At 67.0% G+C, this 15,065-nt stretch carries 10 protein-coding genes; 9 read left to right on the forward strand and 1 reads right to left on the reverse strand.

Annotation, left to right across the window (positions count from 1 at the left end; all coding sequences use genetic code 11):
- Positions 1-54 precede the first annotated feature (54 nt).
- From ACFU5F_RS22565 to ACFU5F_RS22575, 3 genes are all read left to right on the forward strand, one after another.
- The gene (locus tag ACFU5F_RS22565; protein WP_383890080.1) at positions 55-1,056 is read left to right on the forward strand and encodes a PaaX family transcriptional regulator C-terminal domain-containing protein; all 1,002 of its coding nucleotides are present in this window, start codon (positions 55-57) and stop codon (positions 1,054-1,056) included.
- A gap of 1,061 nt (positions 1,057-2,117) precedes the next feature.
- Complete coding sequence (locus ACFU5F_RS22570; protein ID WP_383890083.1) at positions 2,118-2,483, forward strand: alpha/beta hydrolase; 366 nt, start codon at positions 2,118-2,120, stop codon at positions 2,481-2,483.
- A 244-nt stretch (positions 2,484-2,727) separates the two neighbouring features.
- Positions 2,728-3,966: a glycoside hydrolase family 5 protein gene (locus tag ACFU5F_RS22575; RefSeq protein WP_383890085.1), complete on the forward strand. Its 1,239-nt coding sequence runs from the start codon at positions 2,728-2,730 to the stop codon at positions 3,964-3,966.
- A gap of 787 nt (positions 3,967-4,753) precedes the next feature.
- Here the strand turns inward: ACFU5F_RS22575 and ACFU5F_RS22580 are convergent.
- Positions 4,754-6,667, reverse strand: coding sequence for a rhamnogalacturonan lyase (locus ACFU5F_RS22580; RefSeq protein WP_383890087.1), 1,914 nt, complete (start codon positions 6,665-6,667; stop codon positions 4,754-4,756).
- 673 nt (positions 6,668-7,340) lie between these two features.
- On the opposite strand from ACFU5F_RS22580, the gene ACFU5F_RS22585 reads away from it, so the two are divergent.
- The 6 genes from ACFU5F_RS22585 to ACFU5F_RS22610 all read left to right on the forward strand — a co-directional run bounded on the left by ACFU5F_RS22585 (position 7,341) and on the right by ACFU5F_RS22610 (position 14,945).
- On the forward strand, positions 7,341-8,399 hold the full coding sequence (locus tag ACFU5F_RS22585; protein WP_383890090.1) for a glycosyl hydrolase 53 family protein: 1,059 nt from the start codon (positions 7,341-7,343) through the stop codon (positions 8,397-8,399).
- A 67-nt stretch (positions 8,400-8,466) separates the two neighbouring features.
- A complete protein-coding gene (locus tag ACFU5F_RS22590; RefSeq protein WP_383890093.1) occupies positions 8,467-9,537 on the forward strand; it encodes a rhamnogalacturonan acetylesterase in 1,071 nt (356 codons plus the stop codon).
- Between the two features lie 34 nt (positions 9,538-9,571).
- Positions 9,572-10,441 carry an SGNH/GDSL hydrolase family protein gene (locus ACFU5F_RS22595; RefSeq protein ID WP_383890095.1) on the forward strand — a complete coding sequence of 290 codons (870 nt, stop codon included), beginning with the start codon at positions 9,572-9,574 and terminating at the stop codon, positions 10,439-10,441.
- Positions 10,442-10,911: 470 nt separating this feature from the next.
- The gene (locus ACFU5F_RS22600) at positions 10,912-11,277 is read left to right on the forward strand and encodes a hypothetical protein (protein WP_383890098.1); all 366 of its coding nucleotides are present in this window, start codon (positions 10,912-10,914) and stop codon (positions 11,275-11,277) included.
- Between the two features lie 118 nt (positions 11,278-11,395).
- Entirely contained in the window at positions 11,396-12,745 is a 1,350-nt protein-coding gene (locus ACFU5F_RS22605) for a right-handed parallel beta-helix repeat-containing protein (protein WP_383890101.1), read from the forward strand.
- Positions 12,735-14,945 carry a family 43 glycosylhydrolase gene (locus ACFU5F_RS22610; protein WP_383890102.1) on the forward strand — a complete coding sequence of 737 codons (2,211 nt, stop codon included), beginning with the start codon at positions 12,735-12,737 and terminating at the stop codon, positions 14,943-14,945. Before ACFU5F_RS22605 ends, ACFU5F_RS22610 begins: the two co-directional genes overlap by 11 nt.
- Positions 14,946-15,065 lie beyond the last annotated feature (120 nt).

The raw sequence follows: 15,065 nt of genomic DNA on the forward strand, positions 1-15,065 counted from the left end.
GGCGGTGCGATCGCGGCGGAGCCACACCCGGGCGATTCCACAACCGTTACAGTGATGCCGACCCTGTCCACCGCGCCGGAGCCGACTTTGCCGAACCTGTCCAACCTCGAGGAGATCTTCTCCGACGAGGGTGACGGCGCCGTCGGCCCCGTGCGGTCGCCCGGCTGGCAAAGCAACGTATCGCCGCAGGGACTCACAGTGACATTGATCGCCGACTACACGTTCCCCGGCCGGGCGTGGTTGCCGTCTGCGGCGATCGTGGCATTGCTCGGAGAGTTCCAAGTGACCGTGGGCGCCGCCCGTACGACGATCAGCAGGCTGATGCGCCGTGGGGTGCTGGAGGGCAGCCGGCAAGGGAGGTACAGCTCCTACCGGCTGACGTCGCGGGCCGCCGTCGATCTGTGGAGCGGCGCCAGCTCGATCGCCACCTTCACCACCCAGCCCGACTCATGGGACGGTCGGTGGACGCTGATCGCCTTCTCCGTCCCGGAACAGGAGAGCACGCGGCGGCGCGCACTGCGCACCGCGCTGCGTTGGCGCGGATTCGCGCCGCTGTACGACGCGCTCTGGGTGTCGCCGCACCCCCTGACCCCCAAGGGGCGGATCGAGGTGGCCGACCTGGCGCGGGGAGCGGTGACGGTGTTCCGCGCGCGGCAGGAGGAACTGGACACGGAGGTCGACCGCAACCCGGTCGAGGCGTGGGACCTGCCCGGCATCGCTGAGCACTACCAGGCTTTCATCGACCGTTGGAGCAGCCTGCTTCCGCACATCAGCACCGACCTCGTCACCGGTGCCGACGCGGTGCGCGCACGGACCGAGGTCATGCACGCCTACCGGCACTTCCCCATCCTGGACCCGCTGCTCCCCATCGGGCTGCTGCCGCCCGGCTGGCCCCGGTCACGGGCGCGGGAAGTCTGCGTCGCGGTGTACGACGGCCTGTTCCAGCCGGCTCAGGATCATGTCCGCGCCGTGGTGACCCGATTCGCGGAGGGACCGCACCCCGACATCAGGGCTCATACGATCGCCGGCATGAGCGCAGGTATCGGCCGCGGCTGACGGCCCGCCGCGCGTGCGATCGGGCGGTCCTCGGAGACACCACGCAGCACCTCCCGGCCCCTGCGATCCATCGAATTCGTTTCGAATGCAACAGAGTTGGGCGCCAATGATTGACAGATCGGCACCCGATCGAGAATCTACCTGTTGCGAGACAAGTGGGAACGCTCCCATAGGCGCAGCACACGAAGAGCGGAAGGAGAGGCACCCCCTGCGCCGCTTCCGCAGAATCAACACCTCCCCGTCAGACAGGCGGGCAGGTGAGCGCGAAGGCTTCTCCCTCAACGAGTCACGGTTCGGCCGGTGTTCAGCAACTCGCCGCGCCTCTGCCGACAAGGCCACACCACGCCGATGACCACTACGGGCAGGCCCGGAACGTCCTCCCTCATGCGCGATTCGCCGTTCTGACCACCCCCACGGCTCCCCCACCACCTCGGCCACTCCCCCACCACCTCGGTCAGCCTCACCGCCGCGGCTTCACCCATACCTCTGCGCGACACCTGGCCGAGCAGCGCTCCGCACACCCCCCACACCAGGAGTCCTCATGACCATGCAACGGCGTAGTGTGCTGACGCTGAGCGCAGCCGGAGCCGCGGGCGTAGGTATGTCCCTGCTCGGCACGGGACCAGCAGGTGCCGCCGCGAGGGCCGGAGCTCCGACCCAGCGGTTCGCGGTCGGCGTGCGCCAGTACGCCTGGAGCCGCGGCAGCCGCCGGTGGACCAACTACGTCTACTACCCCGCCACCGGCGCCCCCGGTGGTTCCCCGGTCGCCGACGTCCCCGTTGCCCAGGGCGTCTTCCCGGTCTGCGCGTTCATGCACGGCTTCAGCAGCAGCCCGCAGAATTCCCTGGCGGTGATCCGTCCCCTGGCCGAGGCCGGTTTCATCGTCCCCGCCCCCCCACTTCGCCCACCTCAGTCGCCAAGACGTCTACAACGGCAACCAGTCCAAGGACGTCTCCGAGGTCATCACCCGGACCCTCGCCCTCAGCACGGCCGGCGACCCGCTGGCCGGCCACATCAACACAGCGGTCGGAGTCGGCGTCTCCGGCCACTCGATGGGCGGCATGACCACCCACGGCCTGCTCACGTCCTGGCCGGACGCACGGATCACCGCCGCGATCCCCATGTCCTGTGTGGACATGGGCAACCCGAGCCCGTCGGTCCGCGCCAAGGTTCTCTTCATGCACGGCGACCGGGACGGAACGTGCCCGATCTCCTCCGCTCGTCAGGCGTATCGGGAACTGCCCGCCGCCAAGGCGTTCCTCACCTTCCGCGGCGCCGGCCACAGCAACTATTTCGGCGACTCCCGGACCATCGACACGTTCGTCGGCTGGATGCGGTGGAGCCTCTACGGCGACACCGCGGCCCGCGACCGCCTTCGCGCCGACGCCACTTCCTCCACGACCACCTGGGAATCCGTCCTGAGCTGAGGAGCGACCACACGCGCGGCCCGGGTGCGCGCGTCTGCCGTGATCGCCGCGCATCCGGACCGCGCAGGGTGCGTGGCCGCCCACGGATGCCCGCGAGGTCAGCCGCCGCGCAATCGACTGTGTTCGTTTCCAGGCCGGCGTGGACACCACCACCCGAACAGCGGGCGGCTCCCGCCGCTCCCACTCGCACAGAGAGATCCACTTGGGGGTCCGACACCCTCAAGGCTGCAAGAGAGGAAAACACATGGTTTCACTAGCAGGGAAGATCAGGGTCATTCTCCTTGCCATCCTGTTGGCAGTTGCCGCATCTGTGTACGGCGCGGCACATCAGGCATCGGCCGATACCGTGGCACCGTCGAGCGCTTCGCAGATCGTGGCCGACATGGGCGCGGGATGGAATCTGGGGAACCAGCTGGAAGCCAATACCAACGGATACCCCAAAGAAACGGCATGGGGACAGCCGACCGTAACACAAGCCCTCATCGACAAAGTAAGGGCGGCCGGGTTCAAAACCATCCGGATCCCGGTCTCCTACCTGGGCCACATAGGGCCCGGCCCAGATCACACGATAAATCCCTCATGGCTGAACAGAATCCAAGAGGTCGTCAACTACGCCTACAACAGGGGCCTGCATGTGCTGATCAACATGCACGGCGACGGCTACAAGAGCATCAGCGGCTCCTGGCTGATCTGTGATGCACCCTCCCAAACAGCGATCAGGGCCAAGTACCAGAAAGCTTGGCAGCAAATCGCAAACAGGTTCAAGAACTACGACCAGCGCCTGATCCTGGAGTCCATGAACGAGGAGTTCGACGGGCAGTACGGAAACCCGACCCAACCGTGCTATTCAAACATCAACAGTTACAACCAGATTTTCGTCGACACCGTGCGCAAAACCGGCGGAAATAACAGCTCAAGGTGGCTGCTCGTTCCCGGCTGGAACACAAACATCGATTATACAGCGGGGAACTACGGCTTCGCGGTTCCGTCCGACCAGTACCGCTCCTCCTCCATTCCCGCCAATGAACGACGAATCATGATCTCCGTTCATCACTACAGCCCGTGGGACTTCGCCGGAGAGGAAAACGGCACCATCACGCAGTGGGGACGAGCGGCGACCAACCCTGCCAGAAAGTCCACCTGGGGACAGGAAGACTATCTGGATGCACAGCTCAAAAAGATGTACGACACATTCGTCACGAAGGGGTATCCGGTAGTTGTCGGCGAATACGGCGCCATCGACAAGTCATCGTTCGATTCGTCAAACAACAGGTATCGCGCAGACTTTGCACGGGCCGTCGCGGCCACCGCCAAGAAATACGGCGCGGCCACCGTCTACTGGGACAACGGTGCAACCGATCGGTACGGGTTCGGGCTGTTCAACCGGCGCTCCCTCACGGTCACCCAGCAGGGCATCATCAACGCCATCATGACCGGCGTTGGCGGCAGTGTTGCCGGCTCTGGCCTTCCGTCCGGCACATAACAGGACCCCGAGTCCCGGTGACGGGTACACACCTCCACATACCTCGTGGGCGCGCAGTTGGGCCGGGTGGCGATGCCACACGGTGTGCGACCTCGTCGACTGCGCGCCGACCAGTTGGAGAAGCTGCCTACGCTGCTCCGCATCCGGGAGCACGTTTGACAAACGGAGGACAGCGACGTCTTCACATGTAGCGACCGACGACGAGGTGTTTGCCGGACCTGACCGGCGTGCCGAGCTCAAGGAGTTTCTGCGGTCTCGCAGGGCCCGGCTCACTCTCGAGGGCATCGGCCTGCCCTCGTAGGGGCGGCGGGTACCCAGCCTGCGGCGCGAGGGAGCCGGCGCAACTGGCGGGAGTGCCATACGCGTACTACGCACGTCTGGAACAGGGCTACGGCGCAACCATGTCGGCCTAGGTCCTGGACGCCGGGGCACAGGCACTGCGCCTGACCGAGGAGGAACGGGACCATCTGATGTGGCTGGCCCAGCCCGACCGGCACCGCACACCGCGGGCGGCGCCCCCGCCGTAGCGACTTCGGCCCACCGTCCAGTACCTCTTCGACGCGCTCGGCGTGCCCGCCTTCGTCGTCAGCCGGCGCCTGGGACACCCTCGGATGGAACCGGCTCGCCACCGTCGTCCTCGGGAACTGAGCCCAACTGCCGCCCGGGGAGCGAAACGTGGCCCGGCAGATTTTCCTCTCGCCCGAAGCGCGCGATCGGTTCGCCGAACCGGACCGCACTTCCCTGATGCTTGAACTCGCTCAAGCATCAGGGAAGTCGGCTGTCCGGCTCAGAGGCTGTGCGGCAGCGCGACGGTGGGGCGGGGAGGCGTAGGCATGTTGCCGCCGATGAAGAAGCTGGGGTGCGGGGGCTGGTTGTAGGCAGTGTTCTGCCAGGCCAGGGCCGTGCGGTACTGGGTGTCGTGGAGAAGGGTCGTGATCCGCGTATTGGTCTGGTACGGCGTGGAATAGATCCGCAGGGCCGTGTTGTCGGACGTCGGCCAGATGACCTCCTCGCGCCAGTCGCCGAGGACGTCGCCGGACAAGGACGGCGTCGACTTGGTGCCGTTGTTGGAGTGGACTGCGGAGCCGGTGAGCAGGCGGGTGTCGCCGGAGGTGCCGTACTTGTCGATGTGAGTGCCGTCGAGGAGTTCGCGCGTGGTGTCGCCGTCCCACCACGCCAGGAAGTTGCTGGACCCGGGCTTACGACTGGCGACCACCGCGCCCTTGGGGTTGCGGACGCCACTCACGAGCGACGACCACGACTCGGCGCCCGCGCTGCCGGACCAGATGTCACCGGACACCCCCCGGCCGTTGTCACCGCCGGCCGGGGTGGACCAGAGGATCTGGCCGGTCCTCGCGTCCGCCATCCAGGAGGACGGCTTGGAGCTGTCCTCGTCGACCTTGAACTCCTCCAGACCCGGCCGGGACGGGTCGAGGTCGCCCACGTGCATCGCGTCCCCATGACCGTTCCGCGTCGTCCACAGGCCGTTGCCGTTGTCGTCGACGGCCATCGCGCCGTAGACGACCTCGTCCTTGCCGTCCCCGTCCACGTCCGCGACCGACAACTGGTGGTTGCCCTGGCCGGCGTAGCCGCTGTTGGCGTTGGAGTCGAAGGTCCAGCGGCGGGTGAACTGCCCGTTCCGCCAGTCCCAGGCCGCGATCACCGCACGGGTGTAGTAGCCACGAGCCATGATCACCGAGGGTCGGGAACCGTCCAGGTAGGCCGTGCCCGCCAGGAACCGGTCCACGCGGTTGCCGTAGGAGTCCCCCCAGGACGACACCGTGCCTCGGGCTGGGACGTAGTCGACGGACTGCATCGCCTTGCCCGTCTGCCCGTTGAACATCGTCAGGTACTCGGGGCCGGACAGCACATAGCCCGAGGAGTTGCGGTGATCGGCCGAGGAACTGCCTATGACCGCGCCGGTTCCGTCCTTCGTGCCATCAGCGGTCTTCATGGCGACCTCGGCCTTGCCGTCGCCGTCGTAGTCGTACACCTGGAACTGTGTGTAGTGGGCACCGGAGCGGATGTTGCGGCCCAGGTCGATACGCCACAAGCGAGTGCCGTCGAGCTTGATCCCGTCGACGATCGTGTTGCCGGTGTAGCCGGACTGGGAGTTGTCCTTGGCGTTCGTCGGCTGCCACTTCAGAACGATGTCCAGGGCACCGTCGCCGTCGAGGTCGCCGACGGAGGCGTCGTTGGCCTCGTAGGTGTACGGCGAGTTGCCCGGTGAAGTGCCCCCGGGCGGCGGGGAGATCGGCACGTCCTTGTATCCGGTGCGGAACTGGAGCGCGTGCTCGGACGGCGCCTGCTCGATGCCGTTCACCACCGCGCGCACCGTGTAGTCCGCCGAGTCCGGGGCGCCGGCGTCCAAGTAGTTCGTCGAGGTGGTCAGGGGCGAGGAGTTGAGTCTGGTGCCGCCACGATAGACGTTGAAGGCGACGTCGTTCGGGTCAGTGGCCAGCCACCGCCACGACACCAGGTTCCCGCCGCCGGTGTGGACGCTGGTCAGACCCCGATCGAGGCGTTCCACCTGCCGCGCGGTCGCGGCATGCGCGGTCTGCGGCAGTCCGGTGAGTGCGGTGAGGGCGGTGAGGGCCAGTGCGGTGGCGGCCGCCAGGCCCTCGAACAGCCGATTGCTGGGCCGGCGTGGGAATCGCCATGGGCGCGATGGGGTGCGCGGATGCCGGTGCGGGACGGTCACTATGACCTCCGATGTGGGGGTGGTATGAAGATCGCGGAGACAGCGGTCTGGGCACAGGTGTGGGAACGCTCCCATTCGCCGCGAGGGTAGGAATTCGCTGATGGCCCGTCAAGCGGTCTGTTGACTCTCTCTGTTCGAGCCTGTTCGGATGCGAGCCGACGAGATGCCCCGTGCGCAGCTCGCCCCTGTCGCCGCATTCCTTCTAGAAGGGCACTTGAGCTGGGCCGACTCCCGCCGTTCCAGACAGCTCACGGCCGAGGCGCGGCGAGCTTCCGTCCACAGGATCGCACTGCTTCTTCCATGGATTGGTGAGCAATGGTTGACAGCTTCGTGCCCGATCGAGAAGCTGCGTGATGCACATCAAGTTCGTTGTGATGCGATTGCGCACTTCCGTCACACCCCCCTGTGATCGCTCACAGGTCCGACCTGAAGGAGCGTCCCTGGCACGCCCAGGCCGCCCCCTTCGACACGTGCCACTCGCAAGCACTCCTGCCGTAGTTGTTGCCCCACCGAGGGAGGCCAACGGCTGGATCGACGCGGCCACACCAGCTCGGCGAGTCCGAGAGTCAGTTGCTCCTCCCATCCGCCTCGCTCCTCGAAATCTCTTTCTCACCGCCCCCTCTCCGCCGACCGCGACGGCTCACTCGCGGCCGACGGAAGGAAAGGACCGACCATGTCCCCGCAACCCCCCACACCAGTTGCAGGGCGCATCAGCCGGCGAACCCTGCTCAAGGCCACCCCCGCCACCGCCGGAGCGCTCGCCACCGCCGTCGCGTTCGCCGAACTCGAGACGCCTGCCGAGGCCGCGGCGAACTTCGTCAGGGGCGTCGACATCAGTTGGGCACCTCAGATGGAGGCGCGTGGCTACTCCTGGAGGAACGCCGACGGGCAGACCCGAGACCTGCTGACCACCCTCAAGGGATACGGCATCACCGCCGTACGCCTGCGCACGTTCGTCAACCCTTCCAGCGACCCGGCCAACGGGCACTGTGGCATCAACGAGGTGGCCGCCTTCGCCAAGCGGGTCAAGGCCGCCGGTATGTCGATCATGCTCGACTACATGCTCGGCGACACCTGGAACTCCGTCGGCGTGCAGAACCCGCCCGCCGCCTGGCGGAACATGAGCTACACCCAGATGCGCACCGCGATGGGCACGTACGTGAACCAGACCATGACGGTCATGAGGAACAACGACGTGCTCCCCACCTGGGTGCAGATCGGCAACGAGATCAACAGCGGGATCTGCCGCCCAGTCGGCGGCGTCTCCAGCCCGGCGCAGATGACCGGACTGCTCAACGCCGCATACGACCAGGTCAAGGCGGTGTCACCGAACTCGACCGTGTGTATCCACCTGGCCCAGCCGCAGAAGTACGACGCGATGACGACGTTCTTCAGTCGCTTCGCCGCGAACGGCGGCAAGTGGGACATGTCGGTGTTCTCCTCCTACGGCAGCACCGACGTCGCGGCCGGGATCGTGGGGAACATGAAGAGGATCTCCGACGCCTACGGCAAACCGTTCCTGCAGAGCGAGTTCGGTGGTCGGGTGGATCGCGCCTCCTCCACCCAGGCCGCGCTGGCCGCCTACATCAAGGCCCTCAAGGCCAACGGCGGGCAGGGCATCTTCTACTGGGAGCCGGAGTGCATGTCCCCGTTCACCGGTTACGACATGGGCGCCTGGGACTCCGCCACGAAGCGGCCCTCCGTCATCATGAACGGCTTCACCCAGGCCTGAGAGACGGGCCACGGACCTCAACCCGGGCAACTCTCCGGTCAAAGATTGGGAAGTGATTGTAATGGGCATGACATCGAGTCTCGAAGGGCACGGGGTCAAGCTGGGAGCAGTGGGTCTGCTGACCCTTGCGACGCTGGTCGGCACCGGTGCGGCGCATGCCGATGCCGCCACGCGGGCACTGCCGGCCGGTTGTTCCGGCACTGCGCCGATCAAGTGTCACTACGCGGTCTCACCCGGCAACTACGACGTGACGGTCTCCATCGGTGGTGCCACTGCCGCCGAGACCGACATGTGGGTGGAGGCCCGGCGCCTGATGCTTCCGGCGACGAAGACGGCGGCCGGTGCCGCCGCCACGTACTCGTTCACCGTCAACGTGCGGCAGCCGGAGGGGCAGCCGACCGGCCAGGGCGGCACCGGAAACCCCGGCCTGGACATCCGGTTCGCGGGGACCAACCCGCAGGTGTCGGCCGTCTCCGTGAAACCGGCGAGCCAGCCGCTGGTCGCCTACCTGGCCGGTGACTCGACCGTGTGCGACCAGTTCTTGGCCCCGTACACGGGATGGGGCCAGATGATCACGCCGGCGGTGGGTCCCGGAGCGTCCGTCGCCAACTACTCCGACTCGGGGGAGAGTTCGGGCAGCTTCCTGAGGAACTCGGCGCTCTTCCCGGCGCTGCTGCCGAAGGTCAGGGCAAACGACGCGGTCTTCATCCAGTTCGGCCACAACGACAAGCAGACCAGCGCGTCAGCCTTCCGGAGCAACCTCACCTCCATGATCACGCAGGTCCGTGCGAAGGGCGGCGTCCCGGTTCTGGTGACCCCGCCGGTCCGCCGGCAGTTCGACGGCAACCGGCTCACGCCCACAGCGCTGCACGTCAACGGCGTCGGAGTGAACCTGCCCGCCGAGATGCGCTCGGTCGGCACGGCGCAGAACGTGCCGGTGATCGATCTGACCACCAAGAGCAAAACGCTGGTCGAGTCCCTCGGCCCGTCCGCCTCCGCACAGCTCTTCCTGCGCTCATCGGTCGACGGTGTCACGGACAACACCCACTTCTCGCAGTACGGCGCGAGCCAGATGGGCGGGCTGGTGCTCCAGAGCATCCGCGAGCAGCGCCTGCCCCTGGCCGCGCACCTGCGCTGACCGACGCCCGGCGCCAGTCCCAAGGAGGGACCCGTTGAGTAACTTACGGATTCTCATCACGACCGCGCTCGCGATCGCCTTGTCGAGCCTCGGTGTCAGCGCCGCATCCGCGGCGGACCGCGTCGCCACGAACTGCACCAGTGCCTCCCGCGCCCAGGCGCCGGCCGCACGGACGGCCGCCGCGCCGGTCACCGTGTGGCTGGCCGGTGACTCCACCATGGCCAACCCGGGTTCCGGCCGTTGTCCGGTCGGCTGGGGCAGCCAGTTCGACGCCCTGTTCAACAGCGACGTGACCGTCAAGAACCAGGCCGTGGGAGGCCGCAGCATCCAGACCTGGCTGTACGAGGGGAACGTGAGCAGCACCAAGGGCTCGGACGGCGAGTGCCGCCTCACGTCCACCACGTACTCGTCCCGCTGGCAGGCGATGCTGAACTCGACCACCGGATTGAAGGCCGGTGACTACCTGTTCATCCAGTTCGGCATCAACGACTCCTCCTCGACCTGTCCCCGGCACGTCGGCCCGGCCCGGTACCAACAGCTGATGACCATGATGGCGCAGGCCGCCCTGGCCCGGGGCGCACACCCGGTGCTGCTCACCCCGGTGGCCGCCATCACCTGCTCCGGCGGTACAGCGACCAGGAACCGCGGCTTCGTGGGCGAGACCTTCGCCGCCGGATCCGCCACCAGGGCCCCCGTCATCGACCTGCAGGCGCTCAGCGTCTCGCTCTACAACAGTCTGCGCTTCTGCCCGAACAACGGCGACTACGGAGGCAGTGGTCCCCTGGGCACCTTCTTCTGCAACGACCACACCCACTTCGACACCTACGGCGCCCAGCGGGTGGCAGGGCTCGTCGCCGGTGACGTGCGCCGCCAGAACCTCCCTCTCACCGCGTATCTCAGGTAGCACGCGGCGGTGGTGGGCGCGAACCGAGGCCGGTCGGTTCGCGGGTGGCCTCGATGACGGCGGTGCCGCAGCCGGAGGACGCAGTCGTCCCTACCTGACGGTGGCGTGCGGAAGCAGCTTGGCTCCGACCGGGCCGCGACGTGCGACGAAGGCGGGGGCCGGGACCCGGGGGTTCGGCCGGTGAGGCAATCTCCGCATCGGTGGTGACAGGAGGCCTCTCCATGGGTGAGTCACGGCTGGTCGGCTCGACAGTCGCGGTGGTTCCGGACCGGCGCGCGAGTTGGAGCCCTTGGCGGCCAACTACACGGCGTGGACCGGGACTCCGGCATCTGCGCGATGTCGGTGGACACGACGGGCGCGCCGCACTCCACCACCCACCCAACGGCCGACGCAGTCCGGGCACGCACAGGACGCCCGCCGGTTCGCCGCTTCGGGCTCGGGCTGCCTCAAGTACGGCTGGAGTCTTCTGGATGCGCCAGTACGCACAGGGGGCGATCGCCGACGAGCTGATCCATGCCTCGAGGGTCGTGGGGGCCGGGTTCTTCCGCCACTGGTGGACGGTGGGGCTGCCGGTGCTGCGCCCGGGGCTGGCGTTCCTGGGGATCTTCACCTTCTTCCACATCGGGAACGACTACCTGTGGCCACTGATCGTGATGGTCGACCCGGGCAAGGTGACACCGCAAGTGGCCGTGCAGCAGCTGAACGGCGTCTACACCACCGGCCGGTCGATGGTCATCGCCGGAACGCTCATGTCCGTGATCCCGCTGATCGGGGTCTTCCTGATCGGCTCGCGCCACTTCATCGCCAACCTTGCCGCCGGCGCCATGAAGTTCTGAAGAAGCACGCACGTGGTCCCACCTTTCGAGAAGCAGCATTCGCACCTGCGCTGAGTTCTTCAGGCAGGCACGAGCCCCACTGCCGCACGTGAAATCACCTGACTCGGGAGATGATGCTGTGAGAACCGCGAAGTTCGGCACGCCTGCCCTCCTGCTTTCGATGGTCACGGCGAGTTCCGTCGCCATGACCCCCGGCTCGGCGGCCGCGAGCGCCGCGGCGGCCGGAAACATCTACTACGTCGCCCCGAACGGGAACGACGGAGCAGCAGGTACGCAAGCCGCTCCGTGGGCGTCGATCGCTCGTGCGCAGTCCGTCGCCAAGGCGGGTGACACGGTCTATCTCCGGGGCGGCACCTACACCTACACCCGAGCGAACAGCGCCTGCTCCAGCCAGTCCGCCAGAGTCGACGCGATCACCCTGAACAAGAGCGGAAGCTCGGGCAACCCGATCCGGTACTGGGCCCACCCGGGCGAGAAGCCGGTCTTCGACTTCTCACGGATGACGGACAACTGCCGTATCAAGGGCTTCAACGTCACCGGCAGCTGGATCCACCTCAAAGGACTGGAAGTCAAGGGCGTTCCGCAGAACAACAACCGGAACGCCGAGTCCTGGGGCATCTGGATCTCCGGCAGCAACAGCGTCTTCGAGCAGATCAACACCCACCACCACATGGGCACCGGCCTGTTCATCAACGGCGGGGGCGGCAACCTCGTCCTCAACTCGGACTCGCACGACAACTACGACCTGCGCAGCAATGACGGGCCCGGCGAGAACGCCGACGGGTTCGGTTCGCATTACACGCCGGCCGGCCGCCCCGCGAACGTGTTCCAGGGTTGCCGCGCGTGGTGGAACGCCGATGACGGGTTCGACCTCATCTCCACCTACTCTCCCGTGATCATCGAGAACTCGTGGGCCTGGCGCAACGGGTACGTGCCGGGGACGACGACGCCCTCCGGCAACGGAGCCGGCTTCAAGTCGGGCGGCTACGGCGGTGACTACGAGGCCAACGCGCCGAAGCACACCGTCCGCTCCTCGGTGGCGTTCCTCAACAGGGCGGCCGGCTTCTACGCCAACCACCACCCGGTGGCCAACGACTTCTTCAACAACACCGGCTACGGAAACCACCCCAACTTCAACATGCGTGGCGTCGACTCGAGCGGCGCCGCCGTCGGCCGGGGCAACCTGCGCAACAACCTCGCCTACACCGGAACGCCGACGTCGTACATGACCGGCACGAACACCGCGTACAACTCCTGGAACCTCGGCGTCCCCCTGTCGGACTCCCAGTTCCGGAGTGTGTCGACGTCCGGCTGGGACGCGCCCCGCCAGACCGATGGAAGCCTGCCCGTGCTGCCCCACCTCCGTCTCGCGGCGAACAGTGCCCTGATCGACAAGGGCACCGCCGTAGGGCTGCCCTTCAGCGGAAGTGCGCCGGATCTCGGCGCCTTTGAGAACGATGGAAGGTGACATCGTGAAGCAAAGATCGCGTGTCGTTTCGAAGTACTGGAAGGTGGCCGTCGCCGCACTGTTGTCCGTGGCGTTGGCGGCACCGCTCTCGGCGGGCACCGCTGCGGCGGGGACACCTGCAACGGAGACATCGGCAACGGCGCTCCAGGACCAGGGTGCCGCCGCCGCACCGGTGGTGGATCGCGGCCTCGAGTACCTGGTGTCCGACTACCGCACACGCACCCCGTCGAAGTACACGGCTGACTCCTGGAAGCCCTTCGCCAAGGCGTTGACCGCCGCGGCCGATGTCGCCGACGACACGTCGGCCGGCACGTCTGAGGTCGCCGCCGCGAAGACGGCACTGATGACCGCCGCCGCCGATCTGAAGGCCGCCGACGAGGGCACCTTCCAGACCATCACGAACAACACCTTCTGGAACGACACCAGCGGCAACCCCATCTATTCGCAGGGCGGTGGGGTCTTCAAGTTCGGCGACACCTACTACTGGTACGGCGTGCAGTACACCGGAGCCGAGCTCTACCGGGCCAATCCGACGAGAAAGTACGACGGCAACGTCAGCTTCGTCTCGATCCCCGTGTACTCGTCCAAGGACCTGGTGAACTGGAAGTTCGAGAACCGGGTCGCGACGCGTTCCACCGGCGTGGGCAGCGGCGCCGACCTGGGGGGTGCGGGCTGGGTCGGGCGGCTCGGCGTCTCGTACAACGAGAACACCGGCAAGTACGTGCTCGCCGTGCAGATGTGGCACACGGGCAGGGGCGGGCACGGCGTTCTGCTGCTGCAGGGCGACTCACCCACCGACACCTTCGACTACGGCTACTTCCAGACCCAGATCACCAACTCGCCCACGACCGGCACCGGCGATCAGACCGTCTTCACCGACGACAACGGCAAGGACTACCTGATCTTCTCCAACCGCGAAGGACGGTCACGCGGCTTCGTGGCCAAGTTCCGGGAGTCCGACTCGCTGCGGATCGAGGCAGGCGTGGAGATCCGCCGCGGCGCCGGTCGCGAGGGCAACGCCATGTTCAAGCTCGACGGCAAGTACTACCACGCGGCGTCGGACCTGCACGGCTGGAACACCTCGGTCAACTACGTCAATGAGTCGACCAGCAGCAACGTTCAGGGCTCGTACAGCGGCGAGTACGTCCTTGCCGGCACCGAGATGGACTACAGCCACGTGACCCAGACCGGGTTCTTCGTGACGGTCCAGGGCACCAAGCAGAACACGGTGATCTACGCCGGCGACCGCTGGGCCGACTTCGCCTGGAACGGCATCGGGTACAACCAGTGGGTGCCGATAACCAAGACCGGCGCGAGGCCGCAGTTCCACTCGGTCAGTCAGTGGCAGTTCAACGTCACGACCGGCGAGTGGCGTGTCGGGCAGGCGAACAACTACATCCTCAACCCGGACATCCAGGCCGACCGCATCGTCGTCTCCGGTGTGCGGGGATGGCGGAACCTCGGCGGTTCGGTGACCAACGTCAACGGTGGTGTGAACGGGTCTCGCTTCGCCCTCCAGGTGAGCAACAGCGGCGGCGTCGAGCAGCGGATCGAGTCGGTGCCCGCAGGCACCTACACCCTGTCCCTGCACGCTCGGGGTAGCGCCGGACAGGTCGTGATCACCGGCGCCGACGCCAGCCAACGCACCCTCGGCATCCCGTCGTCGAGCGGCTGGACCAAGCGCGAGCTCACCGGCCTCGCGCTGCCCAGCGGGGCCGCCACCGTCACCGTGCGGGCGTCGGGTTCGGGCGGCGTCACCGTCGACCAACTCTCACTGGTCAAGACCTCTGCCGACGCGCCATCGGGACAGCGATACGAGGCGGAGACCGCACCGGCGGTGTGCCAGGGCACGATCGACTCGGACCAAGCGGGCTTTTCCGGTAGCGGGTTCTGCAACGGCAGTGCCGCTGCGGGGGCCTTCGCGCAGTTCACGGTGACCCCGGAGACCGCTGGTCCGGCGACGGTGGCGGTCCGGTTCGCCAATGGCTCCAGTAGCGGTCCGAGGCCGGCGAACCTGATCGTCAACGGATCCACGGTGGGGACCGTTTCGTTCGAGTCCACCGGTGCGTGGACGACGTGGACGACCAAGACCGTGACCGTCCCACTGAACGCCGGCAGCAACACCATCCGGTGGGATCCGACCACGGCAGCCGGACTGCCCAACGTCGACTACCTCGATGTCGGTGCCGCGACCGGCTGACATCCCACGCTCTGCCGGTCTCTTCGACCGGCAGAGCACGCAGGGTCACGTCCAGGGCCATGGAGAACGACGGCCGACCGCGTGGGAAACAGCACCCGCCGCAAGTACGTCACACCGTCA

Source organism: Streptomyces sp. NPDC057438 (assembly GCF_042802995.1).
Taxonomy (GTDB): domain Bacteria; phylum Actinomycetota; class Actinomycetes; order Streptomycetales; family Streptomycetaceae; genus Streptomyces.